The sequence below is a fragment of the Actinoplanes italicus genome, from assembly GCF_003001815.1.
Classification (GTDB): domain Bacteria; phylum Actinomycetota; class Actinomycetes; order Mycobacteriales; family Micromonosporaceae; genus Actinoplanes; species Actinoplanes italicus.
Genome location: NZ_PVMZ01000001.1, coordinates 207,697 through 232,062, shown reverse-complemented (window position 1 = coordinate 232,062; position 24,366 = coordinate 207,697). Strand labels below are relative to the sequence as shown.

Annotated in this window: 23 protein-coding genes and 1 pseudogene; 15 read left to right on the top strand and 9 right to left on the bottom strand. The window is 69.6% G+C overall.

Going from position 1 to position 24,366, the window contains the following annotated elements; all coding sequences use genetic code 11:
• The first annotated feature begins 10 nt into the window (after positions 1-10).
• Entirely contained in the window at positions 11-1,096 is a 1,086-nt protein-coding gene (locus CLV67_RS01150; RefSeq protein ID WP_106315244.1) for an S-(hydroxymethyl)mycothiol dehydrogenase, read from the top strand.
• On the opposite strand, the gene CLV67_RS01145 is transcribed toward CLV67_RS01150, so the two are convergent.
• Complete coding sequence (locus CLV67_RS01145; RefSeq protein WP_146168946.1) at positions 1,093-2,409, bottom strand: amylo-alpha-1,6-glucosidase; 1,317 nt, start codon at positions 2,407-2,409, stop codon at positions 1,093-1,095. The two genes, CLV67_RS01150 and CLV67_RS01145, sit on opposite strands and share 4 nt — an antisense overlap.
• A gap of 161 nt (positions 2,410-2,570) precedes the next feature.
• Positions 2,571-3,635, bottom strand: coding sequence for a DNA polymerase ligase N-terminal domain-containing protein (locus tag CLV67_RS01140; RefSeq protein ID WP_106315242.1), 1,065 nt, complete (start codon positions 3,633-3,635; stop codon positions 2,571-2,573).
• A 324-nt stretch (positions 3,636-3,959) separates the two neighbouring features.
• On the opposite strand from CLV67_RS01140, the gene CLV67_RS01135 reads away from it, so the two are divergent.
• The 3 genes from CLV67_RS01135 to CLV67_RS01125 all read left to right on the top strand — a co-directional run bounded on the left by CLV67_RS01135 (position 3,960) and on the right by CLV67_RS01125 (position 8,522).
• Positions 3,960-5,066, top strand: coding sequence for an FAD-dependent monooxygenase (locus CLV67_RS01135; RefSeq protein ID WP_106315241.1), 1,107 nt, complete (start codon positions 3,960-3,962; stop codon positions 5,064-5,066).
• 112 nt (positions 5,067-5,178) lie between these two features.
• Positions 5,179-6,927: an aa3-type cytochrome oxidase subunit I gene (gene ctaD / locus CLV67_RS01130; protein ID WP_106315240.1), complete on the top strand. Its 1,749-nt coding sequence runs from the start codon at positions 5,179-5,181 to the stop codon at positions 6,925-6,927.
• Positions 6,928-7,088: 161 nt separating this feature from the next.
• Positions 7,089-8,522 carry an MFS transporter gene (locus tag CLV67_RS01125; protein ID WP_106315239.1) on the top strand — a complete coding sequence of 478 codons (1,434 nt, stop codon included), beginning with the start codon at positions 7,089-7,091 and terminating at the stop codon, positions 8,520-8,522.
• Between the two features lie 614 nt (positions 8,523-9,136).
• Here the strand turns inward: CLV67_RS01125 and CLV67_RS01120 are convergent.
• From CLV67_RS01120 to CLV67_RS01100, 5 genes are read right to left on the bottom strand one after another with little or no spacing between them, the layout of a single operon-like run.
• Positions 9,137-10,153, bottom strand: a complete 1,017-nt coding sequence (locus CLV67_RS01120; RefSeq protein WP_146168945.1) for a hypothetical protein — start codon at positions 10,151-10,153, stop codon at positions 9,137-9,139.
• A 34-nt stretch (positions 10,154-10,187) separates the two neighbouring features.
• The gene (locus tag CLV67_RS01115; protein ID WP_106315237.1) at positions 10,188-10,778 is read right to left on the bottom strand and encodes an RBBP9/YdeN family alpha/beta hydrolase; all 591 of its coding nucleotides are present in this window, start codon (positions 10,776-10,778) and stop codon (positions 10,188-10,190) included.
• Positions 10,775-11,278 (bottom strand): GNAT family N-acetyltransferase, encoded by a 504-nt coding sequence (locus CLV67_RS01110; RefSeq protein WP_239166155.1) that lies wholly within the window; start codon positions 11,276-11,278, stop codon positions 10,775-10,777. Before CLV67_RS01110 ends, CLV67_RS01115 begins: the two co-directional genes overlap by 4 nt.
• Complete coding sequence (locus tag CLV67_RS01105; RefSeq protein WP_106315236.1) at positions 11,268-11,846, bottom strand: isochorismatase family protein; 579 nt, start codon at positions 11,844-11,846, stop codon at positions 11,268-11,270. Before CLV67_RS01105 ends, CLV67_RS01110 begins: the two co-directional genes overlap by 11 nt.
• 9 nt (positions 11,847-11,855) lie before the next feature.
• The gene (locus CLV67_RS01100) at positions 11,856-13,142 is read right to left on the bottom strand and encodes a nicotinate phosphoribosyltransferase (RefSeq protein ID WP_106315235.1); all 1,287 of its coding nucleotides are present in this window, start codon (positions 13,140-13,142) and stop codon (positions 11,856-11,858) included.
• Between the two features lie 131 nt (positions 13,143-13,273).
• On the opposite strand from CLV67_RS01100, the gene clpS reads away from it, so the two are divergent.
• The 5 genes and pseudogenes from clpS to CLV67_RS01075 all read left to right on the top strand — a co-directional run bounded on the left by clpS (position 13,274) and on the right by CLV67_RS01075 (position 16,058).
• On the top strand, positions 13,274-13,564 hold the full coding sequence (clpS, locus tag CLV67_RS01095) for an ATP-dependent Clp protease adapter ClpS (RefSeq protein ID WP_106315234.1): 291 nt from the start codon (positions 13,274-13,276) through the stop codon (positions 13,562-13,564).
• Between the two features lie 38 nt (positions 13,565-13,602).
• Positions 13,603-14,103 (top strand): DUF2017 domain-containing protein, encoded by a 501-nt coding sequence (locus CLV67_RS01090; protein ID WP_106315233.1) that lies wholly within the window; start codon positions 13,603-13,605, stop codon positions 14,101-14,103.
• 63 nt (positions 14,104-14,166) lie between these two features.
• A pseudogene (locus tag CLV67_RS01085) lies at positions 14,167-14,663 on the top strand (M67 family metallopeptidase).
• Between the two features lie 60 nt (positions 14,664-14,723).
• On the top strand, positions 14,724-15,080 hold the full coding sequence (locus CLV67_RS01080) for a MoaD family protein (RefSeq protein ID WP_106315232.1): 357 nt from the start codon (positions 14,724-14,726) through the stop codon (positions 15,078-15,080).
• A 12-nt stretch (positions 15,081-15,092) separates the two neighbouring features.
• Complete coding sequence (locus CLV67_RS01075; protein WP_106315231.1) at positions 15,093-16,058, top strand: PLP-dependent cysteine synthase family protein; 966 nt, start codon at positions 15,093-15,095, stop codon at positions 16,056-16,058.
• 4 nt (positions 16,059-16,062) lie between these two features.
• Here CLV67_RS01075 and CLV67_RS01070 read toward each other — a convergent pair whose 3' ends face one another.
• A complete protein-coding gene (locus CLV67_RS01070; RefSeq protein ID WP_106315230.1) occupies positions 16,063-16,449 on the bottom strand; it encodes a hypothetical protein in 387 nt (128 codons plus the stop codon).
• 274 nt (positions 16,450-16,723) lie between these two features.
• Between CLV67_RS01070 and CLV67_RS01065 the strand changes: the two genes are divergently transcribed.
• The 4 genes from CLV67_RS01065 to rdgB are packed head-to-tail and all read left to right on the top strand — an operon-like array spanning position 16,724 to position 20,110.
• A complete protein-coding gene (locus tag CLV67_RS01065) occupies positions 16,724-17,470 on the top strand; it encodes an MBL fold metallo-hydrolase (RefSeq protein WP_106315229.1) in 747 nt (248 codons plus the stop codon).
• 48 nt (positions 17,471-17,518) lie between these two features.
• Positions 17,519-18,754: a glycosyltransferase gene (locus CLV67_RS01060; RefSeq protein ID WP_106315228.1), complete on the top strand. Its 1,236-nt coding sequence runs from the start codon at positions 17,519-17,521 to the stop codon at positions 18,752-18,754.
• A gap of 10 nt (positions 18,755-18,764) precedes the next feature.
• On the top strand, positions 18,765-19,493 hold the full coding sequence (rph, locus tag CLV67_RS01055; RefSeq protein WP_106315227.1) for a ribonuclease PH: 729 nt from the start codon (positions 18,765-18,767) through the stop codon (positions 19,491-19,493).
• Complete coding sequence (rdgB, locus tag CLV67_RS01050; RefSeq protein WP_106315226.1) at positions 19,490-20,110, top strand: RdgB/HAM1 family non-canonical purine NTP pyrophosphatase; 621 nt, start codon at positions 19,490-19,492, stop codon at positions 20,108-20,110. Before rph ends, rdgB begins: the two co-directional genes overlap by 4 nt.
• Here rdgB and CLV67_RS01045 read toward each other — a convergent pair.
• Entirely contained in the window at positions 20,107-21,351 is a 1,245-nt protein-coding gene (locus CLV67_RS01045; protein WP_106315225.1) for an alpha/beta fold hydrolase, read from the bottom strand. The two genes, rdgB and CLV67_RS01045, sit on opposite strands and share 4 nt — an antisense overlap.
• A gap of 416 nt (positions 21,352-21,767) precedes the next feature.
• Between CLV67_RS01045 and CLV67_RS01035 the strand changes: the two genes are divergently transcribed.
• Positions 21,768-22,820 carry a MerR family transcriptional regulator gene (locus tag CLV67_RS01035; protein WP_239166156.1) on the top strand — a complete coding sequence of 351 codons (1,053 nt, stop codon included), beginning with the start codon at positions 21,768-21,770 and terminating at the stop codon, positions 22,818-22,820.
• A complete protein-coding gene (locus CLV67_RS01030) occupies positions 22,817-24,307 on the top strand; it encodes an MFS transporter (protein ID WP_106315224.1) in 1,491 nt (496 codons plus the stop codon). The genes CLV67_RS01035 and CLV67_RS01030 overlap by 4 nt, the downstream gene beginning before the upstream one ends.
• The last annotated feature ends 59 nt before the right edge of the window (positions 24,308-24,366 follow it).

The window sequence follows — 24,366 nt, the reverse complement described above, 5'->3', positions numbered from 1 at the left end:
TGCGTGCGGGATGAGTCAGCGGGTTCGGGGCGTCATCGCCCGGGGCAAGGGCAAACCGGTCGAGGTGACCACCGTCGTGGTCCCCGACCCAGGACCGGGTGAGGCGGTGGTCAAGGTGCAGGCCTGCGGGGTCTGCCACACCGACCTGCACTATCGCGAGGGCGGGATCAACGACGACTTCCCGTTCCTGCTCGGGCACGAGGCGGCCGGGGTGGTCGAGGCGGTCGGCGACGGCGTCACCGACGTGGCGCCCGGCGACTTCGTGGTGCTGAACTGGCGGGCCGTCTGCGGCAACTGCCGGGCCTGCAACAAGGGCAAGCCGTGGTACTGCTTCGCCACCCACAACGCCGCGCAGAAGATGACGCTGGAGGACGGCACCGAGCTGTCACCGGCGCTCGGTATCGGCGCGTTCGTCGAGAAGACGCTGGTCCACGCGGGGCAGTGCACCAAGGTCGACCCGTCGGCGCGCGCGGCCGCGGTCGGCCTGCTCGGCTGCGGCGTGATGGCCGGCATCGGCGCGGCGATCAACACCGGCGGCGTGACCCGCGGCGACTCGGTCGCGGTGATCGGTTGCGGTGGTGTGGGTGACGGCGCGGTGGCCGGTGCGGCCCTGGCCGGGGCCACCACGATCATCGCGATCGACACCGACGAGCGGAAACTTGAATGGGCGCGCGGCTTTGGCGCGACCCACACGATCAACGCCCGCGAGTCCGACGTGATCGAGGCGGTCCGCGAGCTGACCGGCGGCAACGGCGCCGACGTGGTGATCGAGGCGGTGGGCCGGCCGGAGACGTACCGGCAGGCCTTCTACGCCCGCGACCTGGCCGGCACCGTGGTGCTGGTCGGCGTGCCCACGCCCGAGATGACCATCGAGCTGCCGCTGCTCGACGTCTTCGGCCGCGGTGGCGCCCTGAAGTCCAGCTGGTACGGCGACTGCCTGCCCACGCGTGACTTCCCGCTGCTCACCGAGCTCTACAAGCAGGGCCGGCTCGACCTGGACGCGTTCGTCACCGAGGAGATCGCGCTGGACGAGGTCGAGCAGGCGTTCGCCAAGATGCACACCGGCGACGTGCTGCGCTCTGTGGTGATCTTCTAGCCGCGGCTTCCGCGGGCGTAGGCCGGTGCCGACCGGTCCGCCAGCAGATCCAGACAGAGGGCGGCAGTCCAGCTGAAGGCCGGTGAGCCGAGGCCGCTGCCGTCCTCCGGCTGGAAGTTCTCGTAGTGGCCGTGGTGGTGCACGAGACGGACCAGCCGCCGGCTCAGCTCCTCGGCCTCGCGTCGCCGGCCGTGCACCAGCAGGCCACGGCGCAGCAGCCAGTTGACGTTGATCCAGACCGGGCCGCGCCAGTACCCACGGGTGTCGAAGGCCGGCCCGGTCCTCTCGTAACTGGGCGCCGGCAGTCCGAACCGGGGCGAGGACAGCTCCTCCAGCAGGGCCGCCACCTGCGGCGCCGCCAGGTCGGGCAGCATCAGCGGCAACAGGCCGCTGACGCTGCGGGCCGGGCTGAGCCGTCCGGTCCGTACATCCCTGGCATGAAAGAAACCGGTGTCCGGATCCCAGAGCCGGTCCGTGATGGCGGCCGTGATGACCTGCGCGCGTTTGCGGTGCCGGCTCGCCTCGCCGGAGCGGCCCAGCACCCCGGCGATCTGTGCCAGGGCCAGCTCGGCGGTGGCGAGGATCGCGTTGAAACCCGGGCACTCGACGACGAACAGGTGCCGCCCGATCAGGTCGGTGTCCGACCAGCCGCCGTCCCGGTAGTCGCGGACCAGGCCCAGATACCGGGCGTACTCCTCGTCCGAGAGGTTCGGGTCGCGGCGGCCGGCGGGCAGCAACGTGAGGTCGGCCGGCGCTGCCGACAGCGCGTCGTCCCAGGCCGGGCTGTTGCCCATGCCCGACTCCCACGGGTGCACGATCGAGGCGAGCCCGCCACCGCCGGCGTCCCGCCGGTCGCCGAGGTATTCCTGCTGCGCCACCAGACGCGGATAGAGCCATCCCAGCTCGGTACGGGCCTGCTGCACCGCGTCGGCGCCGTGCGCGGCCGCATGCCGGTACACCTCCCACGCGGCGAGCGCGTGCACCGGTGGCTGGACGAGCGCGGTGCTGCCCTGAGCCGGCCGACCGGCGTAGGCCGGCATGTTCCAGAACGCCGGGCCGGGGAAGTAGGCGTCCTCCGGAACGTCCGGGTCGAAGACGATGTGCGGCACCCGGCCGTCCGGCCACTGCGTCTGGAACAGCGTGCGCAGATCACGCCAGGCGCGTGCCGGGTTCACATAGGCCAGCCCGATCGCCGTGAACGCGGTGTCCCAGCTCCACTGATGCGGGTTGAGGGTCCGTGACGGCACGGTGTGCCCGCCCGTCCAGTTCGTGTCGAGCACGCGGACGGCCGAGCGCCACAGTTCGGCGCTCATCTCACGCACGACGGGCGCGGTCGGGGACGGGTCCGGGTGCATGCTGACAACGCGCCTTTCACTGGGCCGCCCGGCTCATCGGCCGGTGTGTGCCGGACTCCAGAAAAGCGGGCGCACGCATTTTGCGCCGCCGCCGTTCGCCCCGGCAACCGGGGGTGGGCTCACGCTCGGACAGTGCGCCACAGCCTGCTTCGGCGGCCCGGCAGATAGGGCGAGTCCAGGCGTTTCGCGACGACACCCGGCAGGCCCTGGGCGCGGGCGGCCTCCAGGGCGAACTCGCCGCCCCCGGAGAAGAACGGCGGTGTCTGCCAGTTGGGGCCGGCCTGCGACAGCCCGTCCAGCAGCTCGCGGCGCTCGGCGTAACGGACGAACTCGACCGTCGAGTGACCCTCCAGCCACAGCAGGTCGTACAGCAGAAGGTGCACCGGCGTGCGCTCCGCGGCACGTCTCGCCGCCGCCGGATCCTTCGGCGCGTCACGCCGGGCCAGCAGATCCGGGTCCGGACGGATGCCGTCGAAGGCGACGATCTCACCGTCGAGCACGGCCTCGACCGGCGCGAGCGCCGGCCCCAACGGCCGGATCTCCGGAAACCATCTGGTCACGTCGGTTCCGTCACCGTCGATGAGACGCAATCTTCCTCCTGAGACGTACGCGAGGACGCGGCGCCCGCCCCACGACATCTCATATCCCCAGTCCTCGTCATCGGCGGGAAGTCCCGCTGCCGCGGTCGCCTGCATCGGCGCGGCCACCTCGGGCATGGGCTCCCATCCGGGCTCGGCCGGATCCATCCGGCGCACCATCCAGTCCTGTCCGCCGGTCTGGAAGAAGACATAGCGTCCGTTGGTGCGCTCCCCGTGGAAGGTGACGCCGATCTCGTCGTCACGCCATTTGTCGGCCTCGTACGTACCGGTGTCGAAGATCGTCATCCGGCCGCCGCCGTACTCGCCTGCCGGGATCTCGCCGGCGAAGGTGAGGTATTCCAGCGGGTGGTCCTCGGTGTGCTTGGCCAGGTGGTTGCGGGCCCGATCGCGGGGCAGGCCGCGGGGGACGGCGAACGACACGAGCACACCGTCGCGTTCCAGCCGGACGTCCCAGTGGAGGCTGCTGGCGTGGTGCTGCTGGATGACGAACCGCTGTCCGGTGCTCGGCCGCCACGTCCGCGGGACCGGCTCGGGGGTGCGGCGGGCGTCCCGCTTGCGCCGGTACTCGTCGAGGCGGTCGGTCATACCCCATTGTCTGCCCGGCGCCCGGGAGAAATACACCGATGTGATTCGCCGGGTCAACCGAAAGTGTCGTACCCCGGTGGTTGGGTGTCGCCATGAACCGCCCGCCGCGTGCCGTGCACCGCTTCTACCGTCGTCGCCGTGCCGTTGCCCTGGCCAGGGCGGGTCGTGCCTTCGCAGCGCTGTCCCCACAGGACGCGCAACCTGACGACGCGCCCATTCTGGACCCCGTCCTAGTCGCAGGTGTTCCCCGAGGCGGTTGCGGGCGGTAATGTTCTGGCTCCCACGCGTATCCATCGACAAGATCGACAAGAAAGCGTTGGTGTGATGAGCTTGCGCATCCTCGTGGTGGGTGCCGGCATCGCCGGCCTGGCTGCGGCCCGAGGGCTGCGCGTCGCCGGTTTCCGGCCGGAGGTGGTGGAGGCTCTGCCCGCCAGCGTCGTCCCGGGTGCCGGCATCTATCTGCCCGGCAACGCCTCGCGGGCGCTGCGACTGCTCGGCCTCGACATCCCGCTGCGTCCTCTCGGCGATCTGATCTTCCGGCAGGCCTTCCTCGACACCCGGGGCCGCGATCTGTTCGAGATGGACGTCGCCGCCCTCTGGGCCGGCGTCGGCGAGTCGCGTGCACTGTCCCGCGCCGACCTCCAGCAGGTCCTGCTCACCGGTGTCGGTGGCGAGGTGCGGTTCGAGACCGAGGTGCGCGATCTCCAGATCGTCGAGGGTGCCGCCAAGGTCGAGTTCGCCACCGGAGCCATCGCGGAATACGACCTGGTCGTCGGTGCCGACGGCCGCCGCTCGATGATCCGCGACAAGGCCGGGCTCGGTGGTCCGGCCGTGCCGACCGGACAGATCGTCTACCGCTCGGTCGTCAGCGGCGGCCCTCCGCTCACCGACTGGACCGCGGTGCTCGGCCGGCGTTCGTCCTTCGTGGTCATGCCGATGGGCGGGCGCAAGCTGTATTGCCACGCCGACGAGACCGCGCCGGACGCACCGAACCCGGAGGATCCCGGGAAACGGCTGCGGGAGCTGTTCGGGGACTGGGGCGGCCCCGTCCCCGCGATCCTCGACAAGATCGAGAAGGTGCAGGTCGCCCGTACCGACGAGGTCGTCCTGCCGTCCTGGTCCCGCGGCCCGGTCGTGCTGGTCGGCGATGCCGCGCACGCGACCGCGCCGACCCTGGCGCAGGGTGCCGCCCTGTCCTTCGAGGACGGCTGGGTGCTCGGTCAGGAGTTGCGGGCCTCGGCAGAGGACATCCCGGCGGCCCTGCGCGCCTACGAGGATCGTCGCCGGCCGCGCTGTGTGGAGGTCCGCGAGCGCACCCGGGAACGCGACCGTGCCCGGGACGTCCCTCCGGCCCTGCGCGACCCGATGCTCCGCCGTCGTGGCACCCGCATGTTCACCGATCACTATCGGGCATTGGTGTCACCGGTCTGACGTTTGGTCACCCCGCGACGGCCGAACGACCACGGGGGACTATTCTGCCACCGAGGTACGCCCGATCATCGGGGAAACCCGAGAGGGACGAACGAGACAACGGAGGCAATTCGTGACGACCGTTGCGCCGTCGCCGATCGCGACCCGACCATACCCGGTGCGGCGGCAGGTCAAGGGTTCGGCATTTGCTCGGATCCTGCGCACGACGGACGCGAAGCAGATCGGGATCATGTACATGATCACGTCCTTCGTGTTCTTCCTGCTGGGTGGCCTGATGGCACTCCTGATGCGCGCCGAGCTGGCCCGGCCGGGCATGCAGATGCTCTCGCCCGAGCAGTTCAACCAGCTGTTCACCATGCACGGCACGATCATGCTGCTGTTCTTCGCGACGCCGATCGTGTTCGCGTTCGGCAACTTCGTGGTGCCGATCCAGATCGGGGCGCCGGACGTAGCGTTCCCCCGGCTGAACTCGTTCGCGTACTGGCTCTACCTGTTCGGTGGCCTGATCACCATCGGCGGGTTCCTGACGCCGGGTGGCGCCGCCGACTTCGGCTGGTTCGCCTACACCCCGCTGAGCAACTCGCTGCACTCGCCGGGCGTCGGCGGCAACATGTGGGTCGTCGGCCTGGCGATCTCGGGTCTCGGCACGATCCTCGGCTCGGTCAACCTGATCACCACGATCCTGACCCTGCGCGCCCCGGGCATGACCATGTTCCGGATGCCGATCATGACGTGGAACATGCTGGTCACCGCGCTGCTAGCGGTCATGGTCTTCCCGTTCCTGGCGGCCGCGCTGTTCGCTCTCGCCGCCGACCGTGTCCTCGGCGCCCACGTCTTCGACGTGGAGACCGGCGGCCCGATGCTGTGGCAGCACCTGTTCTGGTTCTTCGGCCACCCCGAGGTCTACATCATCGCGCTGCCGTTCTTCGGCATCATCACCGAGGTCATCCCGGTCTTCAGCCGCAAGCCGGTCTTCGGCTACAAGGGTCTGGTGGCCGCGACCCTGCTGATCGGCGCGCTGTCGATGAGCGTGTGGGCGCACCACATGTTCGCCACCGGCCAGGTGCTGCTGCCGTTCTTCAGCTTCCTGAGCTTCCTGATCGCGGTCCCGACCGGCATGAAGTTCTTCGTCTGGATCGGCACCATGTGGCGCGGCCAGATCAGCTTCGAGTCGCCGATGCTCTTCGCGATCGGCTTCATGGTGACGTTCCTCTTCGGTGGTCTCTCCGGCGTCCTGCTCGCCTCGCCGCCGATCGACTTCCACGTCTCCGACTCGTACTTCGTGATCGCGCACTTCCACTACGTGCTGTTCGGCACGATCGTGTTCGCGGTGTTCGCCGGCATCTACTTCTGGTTCCCGAAGATGTTCGGCCGGATGCTCGACGAGAAGCTGGGCCGGATCCACTTCTGGCTCACGATGATCGGCTTCCACGGCACGTTCCTGGTGCAGCACTGGCTCGGCACCAAGGGCATGCCCCGGCGGTACGCCGACTACCTGCCGGAAGACGGGTTCGCGTTCCTGAACACCTTCTCCACGATCGGCTCGTTCATCCTCGGCCTGTCGACGCTGCCGTTCATCTACAACGTGTGGAAGTCGTACAAGGTCGGCCAGGTCGTGAACGTCGACGACCCGTGGGGCCACGGCAACTCGCTCGAGTGGGCCACCAGCAGCCCGCCCCCGCTGCGCAACTTCGACCGGATGCCGCGGATCCGCTCCGAGCGGCCCGCCTTCGACCTGAAGTTCCCGGAGCTGGCGGCCGGCCACTCGCTCGCCGGCCCGCCCGAGGGCGGCGCCCGGCCGCTGACCTCCGAGTCCGACGGCGGTGCGACCTACCAGGAAGACGTGTCGACCGACCGTTGATCCTCCGCTGAACGGCCCGTACTCCTCGGAGTACGGGCCGTTCGCCGTTCCGGGTGCGTCTCTCGTCACATCGGGGACTTGAGCTGCGGATCCAGCCGATAACGGGTTGGCGTTGTGTCGTACCCCCACGGCAGGATGAGCGGTGGAGGTCAGGATCCAACATGTCACTCACGCCTTACCGCGAAACACTCGCGCTGCCGAAGATCGTCTCGCTGCTGGTGGTCGCCACCCTCGCACGCGTCCCGATCGCGGCGGCCACCGTGGTGCTCACCCTGCACGTCGTCGAAGGGCTTCACCTGTCATATGGTGCGGCGGGCCTGGTCGGAGCGGCCTCCACGATCGGTGGCTCGGTCGGCGCGCCCGTCATGGGCCGGCTGATCGACCGGTGGGGCCTGCGACCCGTTCTCGTCCTCACCACGGTCGCCGAGGTCATCTACTGGCTGGTGGCACAGGCCCTGCCGTATTGGGTTCTGCTTCCGGTCGCCGCCGTCGGCGGTTTCCTGGCCCTGCCCGCCTTCTCGGTTGCCCGCCAGGCGATCGCCGCGCTGACTCCCGAGTCGCATCGCCTGCCGGCTTTCGCGCTCGACTCGATGACCACCGAGTTGTCGTTCATGGCCGGTCCCGCACTCGGCGTCCTGATCGTCACCACCGCCGGCTCCCGGCCCGCAATGCTCTCCCTGGCGGTCGGCATCCTGCTGGCAGGCATCGGGCTGTGGCTGCTCGACCCACCGGTCCGTGCCGCCCACGAGGCGCCGGTCTCCGGTTCCGCCGCGCGGGTGCCCCGGCGTACTTGGCTCAAGCCCCGATTCGTCGCCATCCTCGCCGTCACGATGGCCGCCACCCTGGTGCTGTCGGGCACCGACGTGGCCGTCGTCGCCATTCTGCGAGACTCCGGCCAGACCCAGTGGGCCGGCCTGGTCCTGTCGTTGTGGGCACTCTTCTCGCTGATCGGCGGCTTCGCCTACGGCCTGGTCCGCCGCGGCCTGCCGATCCTGCTGCTCTTCACGCCGATGGCCATCCTCACCATCCCGGTCGGCCTCGGCGGCGACCACTGGGCCCTGCTCGCCCTCCTGCTGATCCCGGCGGGCTCCCTCTGCGCCCCGACCATCACCGCCAGCAGCGACGCCATCAGCCGCATGATCCCCGCAGGCGCCCGAGGCGAAGCCATGGGCCTGCACAACTCGGCCCTGACCGTCGGCGTCGCCTGCGGAGCCCCACTGGCCGGCCTGGCCATCGACCGGTGGGGCCCGGAGTGGGGGTTCGTCGCCGTCGGCGCGGTCGGCGTCGTGGTGGCACTACTGGTCCTCCCCACCGAATTGCGTCACCGCCGCCGGGCCTCGTCTGCCTCGGGGGCCGAGTCCTCGTCCGTTTCGGTCTCGTCTGCCTCGGGGGCCGAGTCCTCGTCAGTTCCGGTCTCGTCTGCCTCGAAGGCCGAGCCCTCGTCCGATCCGCTCTTGTCTGCCTCGGGGGCCGAGCCCTCGTCAGTTCCGGTCTCGTCTGCCTCGAAGGCCGAGCCCTCGTCCGATCCGGTCTCGTCTGCCTCGGGGGCTGGGCCTTCGTCCGTTCCGGCCTCTCCTGCCTCGGAAGCTCTCTGATCTCGCTGGATCCTGTGCATCGCATGCCGCCGCTGGAGTTGATTTTGCGGCAGGCGTCGCGGCTTCAGATCTTGTGCCGCGATCACGGGCCCCGGCGCCAGCGGTTGTCCAGCCTCCGCCGACGCCGCGGACCCGGGACTCTGGTGGTCGCTGCAGGTTGCCTCAGCGACCACCAGATCTTGTGAGGTTCGGGTCGAATTGGCGGCCGAACGCCACAAGATCGGAGGCGGAGGCGGAGGCGGGCTGTGTTCTACGGCTGCTTCCGGGCAGTGAAGGGTGCGCGAGGCATGGATGGCCGATCGAATAGCGGGCATGCGGCTTCCCTGCCCGACGTGACCGCTGCGGAAGGCGCGACCTGATTCCAGAGGCCCTGATTCCATCAGGATTGCCGGTGTCCGCCGGGCCCGCGAGCCGGAGCTGAGTAGGTCAATGCCAGCGGAATCAATAGAGAGCACCATGACCCGCTCCAACGAGGGACGCTGGATGCTGATCCCGTCGTGTGAGCAGGAGACCATCTACCGCCGGTGATCCCGGGCGGCTGTCACGTCGCCGCTTCAGCATGGCGATCGGGCGGTGAGCCGGTGCGCGAGAGCCGGCCCGCGGAGGTGGCCGGGTCAGTGGGCCGTCAGACGGAGGAGGACGGGGCCGTCTCCGGGGCCGTACTTCGCCGTGTACAGGGCTGCTATCCGGTCCACGGTCTCCTGGGTGGCGGCTGCCAGCACGTAACGGTCCGGGCCTTCGCCCGGTATCGACACCCGGTGGTCGGGGTGGAAGGCGTGGGGGAGCGCGGCCGGATTGACGTTCACCCACTGGGCGCCGTCGTGCAGGACGTAGGGGAGGTCGTACTCCTCGGTGGTCTCGTTCACGGTGAGCCGCAGGCGCATGCGGTAGTGCTCGGCGATGCTCAGCAGTCCGGTGCCGTTCCAGCGGTTCTCGAACGCCTCCAGTGCCAGCTCCCCCAGGTCACCGTGCACCCGGACCTCGCGCTGGGAACTCTCGCTGACCCTGCGGTCGCGGAAGACGCCGTACGACAGCCAGTCGTCCACCCGGTAGAACGCGTGCGCCGGGCCGGCCGCGCTGATCCGGACCTCGAAGTGCGAACGGTGCCGGGCCGGGAGTTCGGTGACGAACCGTTCCAGGCGTTCGATGTTCTGCCTGATCGCCCCGATGGCGTCGGTCGGTGCGACCTGGCGGGCGCGTGCGGCGGCGTCGGGTGACGACGGGTCGGTCAGCATGATCCGAAAGCGGACGTCGCGGTCGAGGGCGGCCCGGACCGCTGCGGTGAAGCGGGCCTCGTGGGGTGGCTCCAGCAGGCCGGTCCAGTGTTTCCACAGGTCGACTCGGTCGTCGGCGCGTTCGATCCGGCGGATGACGCCCCGGTAGTCGAGCCGGTTGCGCCACCGCACGGCGTTGCGGCTCAGATAGAGGACGAGCGGCTGAAGGACGAGCACCGCGAGCGTCAGGTCGATCAGGTTGGCCCCGATGCCCACTCGCAGTTCGGTCGCGAACCCCTCGGTGTGGCGTACCGGGTAGAGCAGCGCGAAGGCGGCGACGAGCAGCAGGACGCCGATTCCCGCGTACAGGTACGACAACCGGTAGCGACTGTCGGACCACCGGCCTCGTCTCAGCATCAGGCCATGGTATCGATCAACGACTATCGCGGGGTCAGTCCGGCCGCCGGGTGATCGGTGTGTCGGGGGAGCCGCTCAGGCACCAGTCGCGGATCGAGGGCCACGAGCCGTACCCGGCCTCCATGTCCAGGTGGGCGGCACCGGGCAGGACCATCGTGGGGATGCCGAGGGGTACGCCGAAGTCAGCCGACGCCCCTGCCGGGCAGTAGGGGTCGTTGTCGGAGCAGACCAGGCGGGTGTGGCGGGCCGCCGCGTCGAGCCGTCCGGCGGGCATCGAGGGTGGGAGGAAGCCGGCGATCTCCGGGATACCGGCGACGACGTCCGGTCCGGGCGGTGCGACCAGCAGGACACGGTCGACGAGCAGCGGCACCTCACCGGCGGCCGCGGCGTGCAGCCACAACAGGCAGCCGAGGCTGTGGCACACCACGGTCCGGTCGTCGCCGGGCATGGCGGCGACGTGGGTACGCAATTCGGCCAGCCAGTCGGCAAGGACCGGCTCGTCGGGCTCGGGCAGCTGCGGATAGGTGACGTCGTGTCCGGCCGCGGCGAGTTCGGCGGCCAGCCAGTGATGCCAGTGACCCGGCGGACGCCGGTTCTGCCACCCGTGCAGCAGCAGGAAACTCATGCCGGTGGATCGAACTCGAGGTACATGACGTGCAGGCCGACCCGGCCGTGGACCGGGTGCTGGAAGGACCTCGAGACGGTGCCGATGACCTCGAAGCCCTCACGGCGGTAGAGCGCGACTGCCGACGTGTTGGATTCCACGACGGCGTTGAACTGCATGCCCGCGTAGCCCCGCTGCCGCGCCCAGTCCACGGCGTAGCGGCACAGGGCGGTACCGACGCCGCGTCCGCGCGCCGACGCCGCGACCATGAAGCTGGCGGTGGACACGTGCGCGCCGGGCCCCGGCCGGTTGGTGCCCATCTTGGCGGTGCCCAGGACCTCAGGCCCGTCGGTGGCGACGACGGTCAGGCCGGGTGGCTTCTCGACCCACACCTCCCGCGCCACGGTCTCGGGCATCGCCGGGTCGAACGGGAACGTCTCCTCGGCCTGGATCACCTCGTGGACGATCTTCCACACCGCCGGCCAGTCGGCGTCGGCGATCGGCCGGATCTCAGGCGTCAACGATCGCGCTCCCGGTCGTCGCGACGGACGCGGCACGGAACTGTTCGAGGGCGGCGTCAGTGCTGGCCCGGGCCACTCCGGCGGTGAGTTCCAGCAGGACGGTGGTGGCGAAACCCTCCGCTGCGGCGTCGAGCGCGGTCGCCCGTACGCAATGGTCTGTTGCGATGCCGACCACCTCGACCTCGGTGACCCCTTTGCCCCGCAGCCACCCGGCGAGGGTTTCGCCGGCTTCCGTGGCGCCCTCGAAGCCCGAGTACGCGGCCTTGTGCGCACCCTTGTGGAAGATCGCCTCGATGCGTCCGGTGTCCAGCTCCGGGTGGAAGTCGGAGCCGGTGGAGCCGGCGACGCAGTGGACCGGCCAGGTGTCGGCGTAGTCGGGGTGCTCGCTGAAGTGCGAGCCCGGGTCGATGTGGTAGTCCTTCGTGGCGACGACGTGGTCCCAGCGGTCGCCGGCCTTGTCGAGCACCAGCGAGATGCCCTTGGCGACGGCCGCGCCCCCGCCGACAGGCAGGGAGCCGCCCTCGCAGAAGTCGTTCTGCACGTCCACGATGATCAAAGCGCGTGACACGGTGACCCCCTAGGCGGTGGGAACGATGACGACCGGGATGGCCGGGTCACCCGCGGAGAGCTTGAGACCCTCCCACGGGATGGAGATCAGATTCTGCCGGAGATGGTCGCGCGCCTCCGGCAGACCTGGTGCGTCGAGCACCTCGCCGGCCTCGACGTAGGTGCGTTGCAGCAGCCGGTCGTTGGCCTGGTGGTCGGGCACGCCCTGGGAGTAGATGATCTCCTCGGTGGCGGTGCCGGTGGGCTTGTGCCGGCGGATCGCGGTCTTGCGGCCGCCGACGGTCGCCTTGTTCTCGGAGCGCTTGACCACCGGGCGGCCGTCGACTTCGACGAGCTTGTAGACCAGGCTGGCGGTGGGCGCGCCGGAACCGGTGACCACGGCCGTGCCGGCGCCGTAGATGTCGACCGGCTCGGCGGCCAGGGTGGCGATCGAGTACTCGTCCATGTCGCCGGAAACGATGATCTTCGTCTCGGTGGCGCCCAGTGAATCGAGGAGTTCCCGGGACTGCTGTGCCAGTACGGACAGGTCACCGGAGTCGATGCGGACGGCTCGCAGATCGGGACCGGCGACCGCGATCGCGTTGCGAATACCCTGGCTGATGTCGTACGTGTCCACGAGCAGCGTGGTGTTCTTGCCCAGAGCGGCCACCTGCGACGCGAACGCGGCCGGCTCGTCGTCGTGCAGGAGCGTGAACGCGTGCGCCGAGGTGCCCGTGGTGGGGATGCCGTAGGCGCGACCCGCCGCGAGGTTCGACGTCGAGGCGAACCCGGCCAGGTAGGCGGCCCGGGCGGCGGCCACGGCGGCGTGCTCGTGGGTGCGCCGGGAGCCCATCTCGATGATCGGGCGCCCGCGGGCGGCGGTGACCATGCGGGCCGCTGCGGCCGCGATCGCGCAGTCGTGGTTGAGCACCGAGAGGATCAGCGTCTCCAGCACCACGCACTCGGCGAACTTGCCGGAAACGGTCAGGATCGGCGATCCGGGGAAGAACAGCTCACCCTCGCTGTAGCCCTCGATGTCACCGGTGAACCGGTAGTCGGCGAGCCATTTCGCCGCCGTGTCGTCGACAATTCCGGCCGTACGCAGGAATTCGACCTCGCCCGGCTCGAACCGGAAGTCGCGGATGAGCTCGATGAGGCGGCCGGTGCCGGCGACCACGCCGTAGCGCCGTCCGGTGGGAAGCCGGCGCGCGAACACCTCGAAGACGCACTGCCGGTCGGCTGTGCCGTCGCGCAGCGCGGCGCTGACCATGGTCAGCTCGTACTGATCGGTCATCAGGGCCGGCGCGATCGTCTCCACGGGTCCCACCCTATTGCGCCCGTGGCCCCGCTGTCCCCTGTGGGGGAGAGCAGGGGGCGCGACGCGGCCGTTGAGCAGCGGTTGGATGCCTGGTTCACCGGTTCGCCGGATCCGGTGGCACCATGGTGGGCATGGCGTTGCCTCAGGTTGCTCCCGTCGAGACGCCGGAGATCCAGGAAGTACCGGCCGAGGACCGGCCGTGGGTGACCATCGTCTGGGACGACCCGGTCAATCTCATGTCGTATGTGACCTGGGTCTTCCAGAAGCTCTTCGGCTACAGCAAGGAAAAGGCCGAGAGGCTGATGATGGATGTGCACACGAAGGGCAAGGCGGTGGTCTCGATCGGCGCGCGCGAGCGCATGGAGATGGACGCCAACCAACTGCACGGATACGGTCTCTGGGCCACGGTCGACCGGGGTTGAGGAGATGACCGGTCCCGACAAGCGGGTGGGGTAGAAAGATGTTCCGACGCAGCGGCGGCCACTGTGTCGCCACGTTCGCGCACGACGAGGTGCGGGTCCTGCGCAAGGTGGCCGCTGAGGTGGTCGGCCTGCTGACCGATGGGATGGACCACACCGATCCGGTGGTGTCCCGCCTCTTCCCGGACATCTATCCCGATCTCCCGGAGGACTCGCAGGAGTTCCGCCTCTACACCGAGGGCGATCTCAAGAGCAGCAAGATCGACCAGGCGGGCGCGATCCTGGCCGCCCTGCCGGACGAGGGCGAGGGCGAGGTCCGGCTGGACGGCGAGGCCGCCGAGGCCTGGCTGCGCGCGATCAACGACGCCCGGCTCGCCATGGGCACCCGGCTGGAGATCCAGGCCGACACCGATCTGAGCGACGAGCTGGACCAGGCCGTGCTGGAGGACGCCGGCTCGAGCCGGGTGTTCCAGCTCTCGGTGTACGCGTACCTCGGCTACCTGCAGGAATCCCTGCTGAACGCGCTGCCGGAGATCGACTGAGCGTCGGCGGGTGTGGGAACCGCCACGCTGGGTTCGGGGAAATCTCACGGTAATGTGAACACCGTGCTGACCATCGACCGTGCGATCGTCGAAGCGATCGTCGCCCACGCCCGCCGGGACCACCCCGACGAGGCCTGTGGCGTCGTCGCGGGCCCGATCGGCAGTGACGTGCCCACCCGGCACATCCCGATGGACAACGCCGCGCGCTCGATGACGTTCTACGAGTTCGACTCGATGGAGCACCTCCGGGTCTGGCGCGAGATGGACGACCTCGACGAGGAGCCGGTGGTGATCTACCACTCGCACACCGCCACAGAGGCATACCCATCGCGGACCGACGTGTCGTTCGCCGGTGAGCCGAACGCGCACTACCTCCTGGTCTCGACCCGCGAGCCGGACTCCGAGGAGATTCGGTCGTTCCGTATCGTGGACGGTGTGGTGACCGAAGAAGAGGTCAACATCGTGGATGCGACGGTGAAGGCGTGATTTCCGCAGCGGTGCAGTCGTTCATGTTCGGGCAGAGCCCGGCGTCGGTCTTCTATGAGTGTCGCTGTCGTTGACAGCGTCCCGACCGACCCTTTCGCCCTTTCAAGTCCGACTCCTCTAGGAGAGATACAGCCATGGCTATCGAAGTTCGCGTTCCCACCATCCTGCGCAGCTACACCGGCGGCGCCAAGATCGTCGAGGGCGCCGGTGACACCCTCACCGAGCTGATCGACGACCTGGACGCCAAGTTCAACGGCCTCAAGGGCCGGCTGATCACGCCCGAGGGTGGCCTGCACCGGTTCGTGAACATCTACGTCAACGACGAGGACGTCCGCTTCCTCGGCGCGCTCGACGCCAAGGTCAAGGACGGCGACTCGATCACCATCCTCCCGGCAGTGGCCGGTGGCGCTCTCGGCTTCGCTGCGGCCGCGGCGCTGCTCGGCGGTCTGTCCCGTCCGACCACCCCGGCCCCCGCCCCTAAAGCGGACTGAAGGCTGTCTCCGATGGCTCGTTACGAGAGCCTGCTGGACGCGTGCGGGGGCACGCCGCTCGTCGGCCTGCCCCGCCTCTCCCCGGCGGTGCCCGAGGGGGCGCCGCCGGTGCGGCTCTGGGCCAAGCTGGAGGACCGCAACCCGACCGGCAGCATCAAGGACCGTGCCGCGCTCTTCATGGTGCGCGAGGCCGAGGAGTCCGGGCACCTGCGCCCGGGCGACACCATCCTCGAGCCGACCAGCGGCAACACCGGGATCGCCCTGGCCATGGTGGCGAAGCTGCGGGGTTACCGGCTGGTCTGCGTGATGCCGGAGAACGTGTCGGCCGAGCGGACCCAGATCCTCCGGATGTACGGCGCGGAGATCATTTTCTCGCCGGCCGCCGGCGGGTCGAACCAGGCCGTCGCGACTGCCAAGCAGATCGCGGCCGAGCACCCCGACTGGAAGATGCTGTTCCAGTACGGCAACCCGGCGAACGCCCGCGCGCACTACGAGACGACCGGTCCGGAGCTGCTGCACGACCTGCCCACGATCACGCACTTCGTGGCCGGGCTGGGCACCACCGGCACGCTCATGGGCACCGGGCGGTTCCTGCGGGAGAAGGTCGACGGCATCCAGATCATCGCCGCCGAGCCGCGGTACGGCGAACTCGTCTACGGCCTGCGCAACATCGACGAGGGCTACGTTCCGGAGCTGTATGACGCCTCGGTGCTGACCCGGCGTTTCTCCGTGGGCACTCGGGATGCGGTTCTGCGTACCCGCCAAATGATCGAAGTCGAAGGCATCTTCGCGGGCTTCTCCACCGGGGCGGTGCTGCACGCCGCCCTTGCGGTGGCGCACGAGGCGGTCAAGGCGGGCAACCGCGCCGACGTGGCCTTCGTGGTGCCGGACGCCGGCTGGAAATACCTGTCGACCGGTGCCTACGGCGGCACACTGAACGAGGCCGAGGAGGCCCTCGAGGGCCAGCTCTGGGCCTAGAGAGCTAGTACGCGAGGGCCACCGAGACGGCCACCGCCATCGGCGGAGCCCCGCCGAGCAGCAGGAACCAGGGCAGGGTGCGCTGGTGGATGGCAAGGAACGCGGCCACCACCGGCGCCACGCTCAGCATCGTGAGCACTGCCAGCAGCGGCAGGTACCACGCGGGCGCCCCGCTGAAGACCGCCATCACCGCGTAAAGCCCGACACCCACACCGCAGAGCCCGAGCACGGTGCCGTAGACGGCGATCGCGAGCATTCGCCCCGAGCCGGGCGGCGGGTCGTCGGGAGCCGGGAAGCGGAAGATCGCCGGTTCTTCGGCGGTCCACACCCCGGAATTCGGCTGTGCGGGCACCACGACACGGGTGGTGCGACTCTGGTCGACCGCGGTCACGTCGCCTCCAGCGGATGATCTTCCGAAGCGTTCACCCTGAGCAACGCGGGTGGATCACCGGACGTGACGGTGCAAAGGTGATGAGCGAGGTCACGGGTGCTGTGATGTGCGTTGTCGATTTAGCGACAAATCGATCAGTTGTTAACGTCGAGCGCTGGTCCCGGCGTACGCTTCGCTCCGTGATTGACTGGTCTACGAAGTCCGGTACTACGAGGTTCAGGTCGGGCGCAGGCCGGTCGGGTGGGGCAACCCGGTGTGAGCCAAAGGGATCCGGATGCGACTAACCGTTCTCGGTTGTGCCGGCAGTTTCCCCGGCCCCGAGTCGGCGTGTTCGGCCTACCTCGTGGAAGCCGACGGATTCCGGCTCCTGATCGACTTCGGTTCCGGGTCGCTCTCCGCTCTGCAGCGCTACTCGGACATGCGGCGCGTCGACGCCATCCTCCTCACCCACCTGCACTGCGACCACATGCTGGACGCGTGCACCTATGTGGTGGTGCGCCGTTACGACCCCGCCGGCCCGCTCCCGGCCGTGCCGGTCTACGCCCCGCTCGGTGCGGCCGAGCGCATCGCCGCCGCCTACAGCACCGAGGGCGAACCGGTCGACGACGTCTACACCTTCTACGGCCTTCAGCCGAGCACGTTCCCGATCGGTCCGCTGCAGGTCACGGTCGACCGCGTCAACCATCCTGTCGAGACGTACGGCGTACGCGTCGAGCACAACGGCCGCGTGCTCGCCTACTCGTCGGACACCGCACCGTGCGAGGCGCTGCTGCGACTGGCCGCCGGCGCCGACATGTTCCTGTGCGAGGCCAGTTATCAGGACGGAGTGGTCAATCCGCCCGATCTGCACCTGACCGGCGGTGAGGCCGGCGAAGCGGCGACGAAAGCCGACGTCGGCAAACTGCTCCTTACCCATCTGGTGCCTGCCTGGGCCAGTGAAGCGTCTATTGTGGAGGCGGCCACGGCTGCCTATGCGGGACCGGTGGAAGTCGTGCGCCCCGGTGCCAGTTACGATCTATAAGTCGGTACGGGGGGCCAAGACCGGCAGTCGTGACCTTGGAGTTGTTGCATGCGTATCGTTCGCCTGGCCAACTTCGTCACGGTTCACACCGGTGGCCTGCGAACCGCGCTGCGACACATCGGCCGCGGCTACCAGGACGCGGGTCATGAGGCCGTGCTCGTCATCCCGGGCCGCCGCTACTCGGACAAGATGACCAGGCAGGGCCGTGTCATCACGCTGCCCAGCGCTCCGCTTCCACGGACCGGCGGATACCGCGTCCTCGCCGGCCGCCGCGAGCTGATCAAGCTGCTGGACAGCCTGGAGCCCGACCGGATCGAAGTCTCCGACCGCACCACTCTGCGCTGGACCGGTGACTGGGCCAGGCAGCGTGGCGTCCGGTCGATGATGGTGTCGCACGAGAGCCTGGCCGGCCTGCTCGGCGTCTGGGGCATGCCGAAACGTGACGCCCTCGCCGACCGGTTCAACCGGCGCACCGCGGAGGCGTTCGACACGATCGTCTGCACCACCGCGTTCGCCGCCGAGGAATTCCGCCGGATCGGCGCGCCGAACCTGGTCGAGGTGCCGCTCGGCGTCGACCTCGAGCTCTTCAACCCGAACAAGATGGACGTGGCGGTCCGGGCGCGGTATGCGCGTCCCGACGAGCTGCTGCTGGTCTACTGCAGCCGGCTCTCCGCGGCCAAGCGGCCCGAGCTGGCCGTGGACACGGTGGCGTCGCTGCGCAACGGCAAGGTGCCGGCGGTACTGGTGATGGCCGGTGACGGCACCCGGCGTACCGCGCTGGCGTACCGCGCGGCCCGTCTGCCGGTCCGGTTCGCCGGGCACATCTCCGAGCGGCCGGCCGTCGCCGCGCTGCTGGCCAGCGCCGACGTCGTACTGTCGCCGGGCCCGGTCGAGACTTTCGGCCTGGCCACACTGGAGGCGATGGCCTGCGGTACACCCGTGGTGGTGAACGAGCAGAGCGCCCTGCCCGAGGTGGTCGGCAACGGTGGCGTGGCCGTGCCCGGCACCCCCGAGGCGTTCGCCGACGCGGTCAGCGGCCTGCTGGAACGGCCCCGGGTGGAGCGCAGGGCCTCCGCGCGAGCCCAGGCCGAGCAGTATGGATGGCCGAAATCGGTCGACGGCTTCCTGCAGGCCCACGAGGCGCATCCGGCTCCGGCCGCCGGTCTGATCAGGCCGGCGGTGCCGTCCACGGCGTATCTCAACGGATTGCCCGCGCCTCGGCGGACCGCTTTCCCGGCACGGGAATCCGGGGCGGACGAAGCGGGCGCGGCACGCTACGCATAAGGTACGTAGCATGGCGCGACCCGACGGCCGTACGGCCGACCAGCTGCGACCGGTGACGCTGACCCGGCGCTGGAGCATGCACCCCGAAGGTTCGGTGCTGGTGGAGTTCGGAAACACCCGCGTGCTCTGCACCGCGAGCGTCACCGAGGGGGTGCCACGCTGGCGCAAGGGCTCCGGGCTGGGCTGGCTCACCGCCGAGTACGCGATGCTTCCGCGCGCCACGAACACCCGTGGTGACCGCGAGAGTGTCAAAGGCAAGGTCGGTGGGCGTACCCAGGAGATCTCCCGGTTGATCGGGCGCAGCCTGCGTGCCTGCATCGACCTGAAGGCGCTCGGGGAGAACTCGATCGTCCTGGACTGTGATGTCCTGCAGGCCGACGGCGGCACCCGCACGGCCGCGATCACCGGTGCCTATGTGGCGCTGCACGACGCGGTCACCTGGCTGGCCGACCGCAAGGCGCTCGCCGGCAAGATCGACAAGGTGCTGCACACCTCGATCCAGGCGATCAGCGTCGGCATGATCGGCGGTGAGGCGCGGCTGGATCTCGACTACGACGAGGACGTCACCGCCGAGGTCGACATGAACGTGGTCTGCACCGGCGCGGGCGACTTCGTCGAGGTGCAGGGCACCGGCGAAAATGGCGTGTTCCGCCGGGCCCAGCTGGACGCGATGCTCGACCTGGGTGTGCTCGGATGCGCCGAACTGGCCACTCTGCAGCAGAAGGCCCTCGCCGCGTGAGCGCCCGTCTCCTTCTCGCCACCGGCAACAAGAAGAAGTTGGTCGAACTGCAGCGCATTCTCGACGCGGCCCTCGGTGTGGCCCAGATCGAGCTGGTCGGCCTCGGTGACTTCCCGGGTTACCCGGACGTGCCCGAGACCGGCCTCACCTTCGGTGAGAACGCGCTGATCAAAGCCCGTGAGGGTGCCAAACGGACCGGTCTGCCGACGGTTGCCGACGACTCCGGCCTCGCGGTGAACGCGCTGAACGGCATGCCCGGCGTGTTCAGCGCCCGCTGGTCCGGCACGACCGGCGACGACAAGGACGACGCCAATCTTGACCTGATGCTGGCGCAGATCTCCGACGTGGCCGACGAGCACCGTGGTGCGGCGTTCGTCTGCGCGGCGGCTCTCGTGCTGCCGAACGGGCGTGAGCACCTGGTCGAGGGCCGTCAGACCGGCCGGGTGCTGCGCAACCGGCGCGGTGAGGGCGGTTTCGGTTACGACCCGATCTTCGTCGGGGACGGCCAAGATCGTACGAACGCCGAGCTCAGCCCCTCCGAGAAGGACGCCATCAGCCACCGCGGCAAGGCGTTCCGCGAGCTGGCCAAGGTGATCGCCAAGGAACTGCCCCGCTAGTCCCGCACCATCGTCAGGAGACGGTCCAGGACTCGTTCCTCGCGTCCCAGGCCGTCGTGGGCGTACTCGCTGGTCACCCACGGCCGCACGTTGCCGATCGCGGCCGCGGTGGCCAGCGACATGTCCCGGTCCACGTACATGTCGCCGAAATAGATCGCGGCGGCCACCGGCACCTCGTTGGCGGCGAGCCGCTCCGGGTCGTACAACGGCTTCCAATCGCTCTTGGTGGCCAGCCGGTCGGCCGCCGCGGCGAGCGGAATCAGGGCCGGATCCTCCTCGAACAGCCAGGGATAGATCATCTCCCCGGTGAACCGGACCGGACCTCCGGAGTCCAGGTCGAAGGCCGGGAACTCGTCACGGACCCGGTGCGCCGCCCACCCGGTGGCCGCGCCCTGCCCGTAGATCGCCTCGTGCACGACCGCGAACAGTGGCTGTTCGGCGAACGAGATCGCGGCGTCCACCCGGCGCAGGAAGATCTCCGACAATTCGTCCCCGACGAACGCCTCCTCGAGCAGATGGTGCAACAGATCGAAGCGGGCGTTCGAGCCGAGATGGATGCCGAGCGTCTGGAACCGCCGCGGAGTGAGCCGGTCGCCGGCGGGCAACCGGGCGTCCTGCTCACGCAGCGCGTCGACGACCCGCCGGGCGAGCGCCTCGTCGTCCGGATAGCGCGCGAAGTACCGCTCGTTGTGCGCCAGCACCCGCGGATAGGCCGCCCGGTAGACGTCGTCGGCCGTCGCGGTCAGCCCGGGCAGCCCACCCGTGATGATCACCTCGCGGAGCCCGTGCGGCGCGAAACTGAGGTACGTGACCGCGCAGAACCCGCCGAAGCTCTGCCCCAGCACACTCCACGGCCGATCGCCGGCCAGGTGCGCGCGCAGCAGTTCGGCGTCGGCGACGATGCTGTCGGCCCGGAAATGCGTGAGGTGCCCGGCCGGATCGGCTACCCGGGCCAGGGTCTGCCGGGAGAGCGGGCTGCTGAGCCCGGTGCCGCGCTGGTCGAGCAGTACCACGCGATAGTCCCGCGTCGCCCGGCGCAGCCACACCGGCAGGTCGCGCGGCGACCGGTTACCCGGCCCACCCTGCAGATAGAGCAGAAACGGACGGCCTTCGGCCGATGGATCGTTCTCCCTCACCTCCCGCGCGAAGATCTCGATGTGCGGTCCTTGCGGAAAATCATGATTCAGCGGTACGGACAACGAGTGCTCGACGAAGACGAGCCCGGAGTGACGTCGGATCATCAGCCCAGCCTCCCGTATCGACACCGCTCGGTTCGCGTAAGCCCGCCGCGCCGCATGTCGAAAGCACACCCGTCGCGAACGAACGCCTTACTTCTCCGGGATCCGCCGGATCGCCGACCCGCTCGGCGACGACCTGATCGCGGGCGTCGTCCTCTACACCGGATCCACCACCCTGCCGTTCGGTTACCGGATGCGTGCCGTACCGGTCGGTGGGATGGGTTGACCTTGCCCCTGGGGGAAGGCCCAGCATCGTCGGTACTGGTCACGGGGACCGATGGGCATCGTCGATTCCAGGGGCATCGTCGGGTTCGGGGGATCGTCGGTTCCAGGGACATCGTCGATTCCAGGGACATCGTCGGTTCCAGGGACATCGTCGATTCCAGGGACATCGTCGGTTACAAGGACGAGGAGATACGGTGCGGCCACTGCTGACGATCGGGGCGTTCGCCCGGGCGGCCCGGCTGTCGCCGAAGGCACTGCGGCTCTACGACGAGCTCGGGCTGCTCAGACCGGCCGTGGTCGAGGACGCCTCCGGTTACCGCCTCTACGCGCCGGAGCAACTCGAACAGGCCCGGCTGATCGCCTGGTTGCGTCGGCTCGGCATGCCACTGGCCGAGATCCGGCGGGTCTGCGAGCTGCCGGCGGCCGAGCAGGCGGCCCAGATCGGCGCCTACTGGGATCGGGTGCTGGCGGAGACCGCGGAGCGCGGCCGACTGGCCACCTTCCTCGTCGACTATCTCTCAGGCAGGGGCAGCGCAATGGGGACTCTGGGGATCCGGTTCGCGGCACGGTCCGAGGCCGGGCCGGTGCGTGACAGCAACGAGGACACGGCCTATGCGGGTCCACGGCTGATGGCAGTGGCCGACGGGGTGCGGGGCGGGGCCGGTGACCTGGCCAGCGCGGCCGCGGTCGAGGCGCTCAAACCACTGGAGACGGTGCCGGTGCCGGCCGAGGACCTGCTCGGCGCCCTGGCCGAGGCGGTGCGCGACGCGGGCCGGGCGGTCGGTGAAATCGAGGGCGGCGAGGCGGCCACCACCCTGACGGCGCTCTACTGGTCGGGTTCTCGCCTGGCGCTGGCGCACATCGGCGACACCCGGGCATACCGGTTGCGCGACGGCATGCTGAGTCAGATCACCGCCGACCACACCTACGTGCGGTCGCTCGTCGAGCAGGGGCAGCTGACCGAGGACGAGGCGGTGGCCCATCCCCAGCGGTCCCTGCTGGTCCGGGCACTGACCGGAGCCGAGACGGCCGAGCCCGACCTGTCCCTCCACGAGGCGGCGGCCGGAGACCGCTACCTGCTCTGCTCCGACGGCCTGGCGGCGGCCGTGTCGGCAGGCGACCTGTGGTCGGTGCTGTCCGGACCGGATGACCCGAGGCAGGTGCTCGACGAGCTGATCGCCCTGGCCTACGCCGCCGGGGCGGACGACAACGTCGCCGCGGTGGTGGCCGACGTGGTGCCGGCGTGAGGGCGGCACTCGCCGACCGTCGCCCGCTGCGCATCCCCGCCTATCGCCGCTGGTGGGTTGCATCGCTGGTGACCGCGGTCGGCGGCTCGCTCAGCGTGGTCGCGGTTCCCGCCCAGCTGTATGCGACGACCGGCTCCTCGGCCGCGATCGGCTGGTCGGCCGTGGCGTCGTTCGCCGGCCTGATCACCGGCGCCCTCAGTGCGGGTGCCCTCGCCGACCGGCGTGACCGGCGTGGTGTCCTGCTGGCTGCCCAGCTTGCCTTGGCCGCCGTTTATCTGGGCCTGTGGGCGCACGCGACCGTCGGCGGTCCCCTTGCGGTGCTGTTACTGCTGGTGGCCGGCCAGGGCCTCACCTTCGGTGCGATCTCGACCGTCACCGGAGCGGTCCTGCCCCGCCTGGTCCCAGCCTCGCTGCTGGCCGCCGCGAACAGTCTCAACTCACTGGTCCGCTACGGAGGCTCGATCCTCGGCCCGATCCTGGCCGGCTTGCTCATCCCGGTGGCCGGCGTGGAGACGCTCTACCTCTGCGACGCGGTCGCCCTGCTCGCGGTCCTGTGGGCGGTGTTCCGCCTGCCGGCGGTGCCGCCAGGTTCCCACACCCCAGCCGACGGTCCGGCGGAGTCCAGCGTCCTGGTCAGGGGTCCAGCGCGACCCGTCGGCTTGGTCGAGGGTGTGGCGGAACCTGGCGTTCTGGTCAGGGGTCCAGCGCAATCTGTTGAGTCGGTCGTGGGTGTGGTGGAACCTGGCGTTCCGGTAGGGAGTCCGACGAAGCCCCTCGCCCCGGTCGGGGGTCCGGCGGAATCCAGCGTTCTGGCCGGGAGCCCGGTGAAACTCGTCGTCCCGGTCGGGGATTCTGCAAAATCCCGGTCTCGGGCGGCTTCTGCAGGACCGAGGGCTGTCGATCCGGCGTCGTCGGGCCTAGCCCGGAGTCCGGCGTTGCGCGTAGGCGGGTTCCGTTACCTGTCGGCGAGTCCGCTGTTGGTGGCGGTGCTGGCGGTGGATCTAGCGGCCATGGTGTTCGGTATGCCGGTGGCGCTCTTTCCGGAGCTGGCCCGGCACACCTACGGCGACGCGGCCGGTGGTGGTCCGATGCTCGGGCTGCTCTACGCCGCCTACCCGGTCGGGGTGTTCCTGGCCGGCTTCTTCTCCGGCACCTTCACCCGGGCTCGCCATCCTGGCCGGACGATGGCCGCGGCGGCGATCGCCTGGGGGTTCGCGGTGGTCCTGCTCGGCTTGGCGAGTCACATCGCGTTGGCGCTGACGGCGTTGGTGCTGGGCGGTGCCGTCAACTTCGTCCTGAGCACTCATCGCAACGCGATCACCCAGGCACACACCGACGACGCCGTCCGTGGCCGCGTCCAAGGGGTACTCACGGTGGTGCTGTTCGGCGGCCCACAACTAGCGAACCTGCTCCACGGCATCGCGGGCGCCCTGATCGGTCCACGCCCGGTGATCATCGTGGCGGCCTGCTCACGGTGGCGGTGGTAGCGGCGGTGCTGCGAGTGTCCCCAGCGCTGCGCACGCTGGAAGCCACCTGATTCCTCGCG

Bases quoted from the DNA above. Each gene is read 5' to 3' on its own strand.
- CLV67_RS01150 (WP_106315244.1), top strand. From the start codon at position 11: ATGAGTCAGCGGGTTCGGGGCGTCATCGCCCGGGGCAAGGGCAAACCG.
- CLV67_RS01145 (WP_146168946.1), bottom strand. From the start codon at position 2,409: ATGAGCGCCGAACTGTGGCGCTCGGCCGTCCGCGTGCTCGACACGAAC.
- CLV67_RS01140 (WP_106315242.1), bottom strand. From the start codon at position 3,635: ATGACCGACCGCCTCGACGAGTACCGGCGCAAGCGGGACGCCCGCCGC.
- CLV67_RS01135 (WP_106315241.1), top strand. From the start codon at position 3,960: ATGAGCTTGCGCATCCTCGTGGTGGGTGCCGGCATCGCCGGCCTGGCT.
- CLV67_RS01125 (WP_106315239.1), top strand. From the start codon at position 7,089: ATGTCACTCACGCCTTACCGCGAAACACTCGCGCTGCCGAAGATCGTC.
- CLV67_RS01120 (WP_146168945.1), bottom strand. From the start codon at position 10,153: ATGCTGAGACGAGGCCGGTGGTCCGACAGTCGCTACCGGTTGTCGTAC.
- CLV67_RS01115 (WP_106315237.1), bottom strand. From the start codon at position 10,778: ATGAGTTTCCTGCTGCTGCACGGGTGGCAGAACCGGCGTCCGCCGGGT.
- clpS (WP_106315234.1), top strand. From the start codon at position 13,274: ATGGCGTTGCCTCAGGTTGCTCCCGTCGAGACGCCGGAGATCCAGGAA.
- CLV67_RS01090 (WP_106315233.1), top strand. From the start codon at position 13,603: ATGTTCCGACGCAGCGGCGGCCACTGTGTCGCCACGTTCGCGCACGAC.
- CLV67_RS01080 (WP_106315232.1), top strand. From the start codon at position 14,724: ATGGCTATCGAAGTTCGCGTTCCCACCATCCTGCGCAGCTACACCGGC.
- CLV67_RS01075 (WP_106315231.1), top strand. From the start codon at position 15,093: ATGGCTCGTTACGAGAGCCTGCTGGACGCGTGCGGGGGCACGCCGCTC.
- CLV67_RS01065 (WP_106315229.1), top strand. From the start codon at position 16,724: ATGCGACTAACCGTTCTCGGTTGTGCCGGCAGTTTCCCCGGCCCCGAG.
- CLV67_RS01060 (WP_106315228.1), top strand. From the start codon at position 17,519: ATGCGTATCGTTCGCCTGGCCAACTTCGTCACGGTTCACACCGGTGGC.
- rph (WP_106315227.1), top strand. From the start codon at position 18,765: ATGGCGCGACCCGACGGCCGTACGGCCGACCAGCTGCGACCGGTGACG.
- CLV67_RS01045 (WP_106315225.1), bottom strand. From the start codon at position 21,351: ATGATCCGACGTCACTCCGGGCTCGTCTTCGTCGAGCACTCGTTGTCC.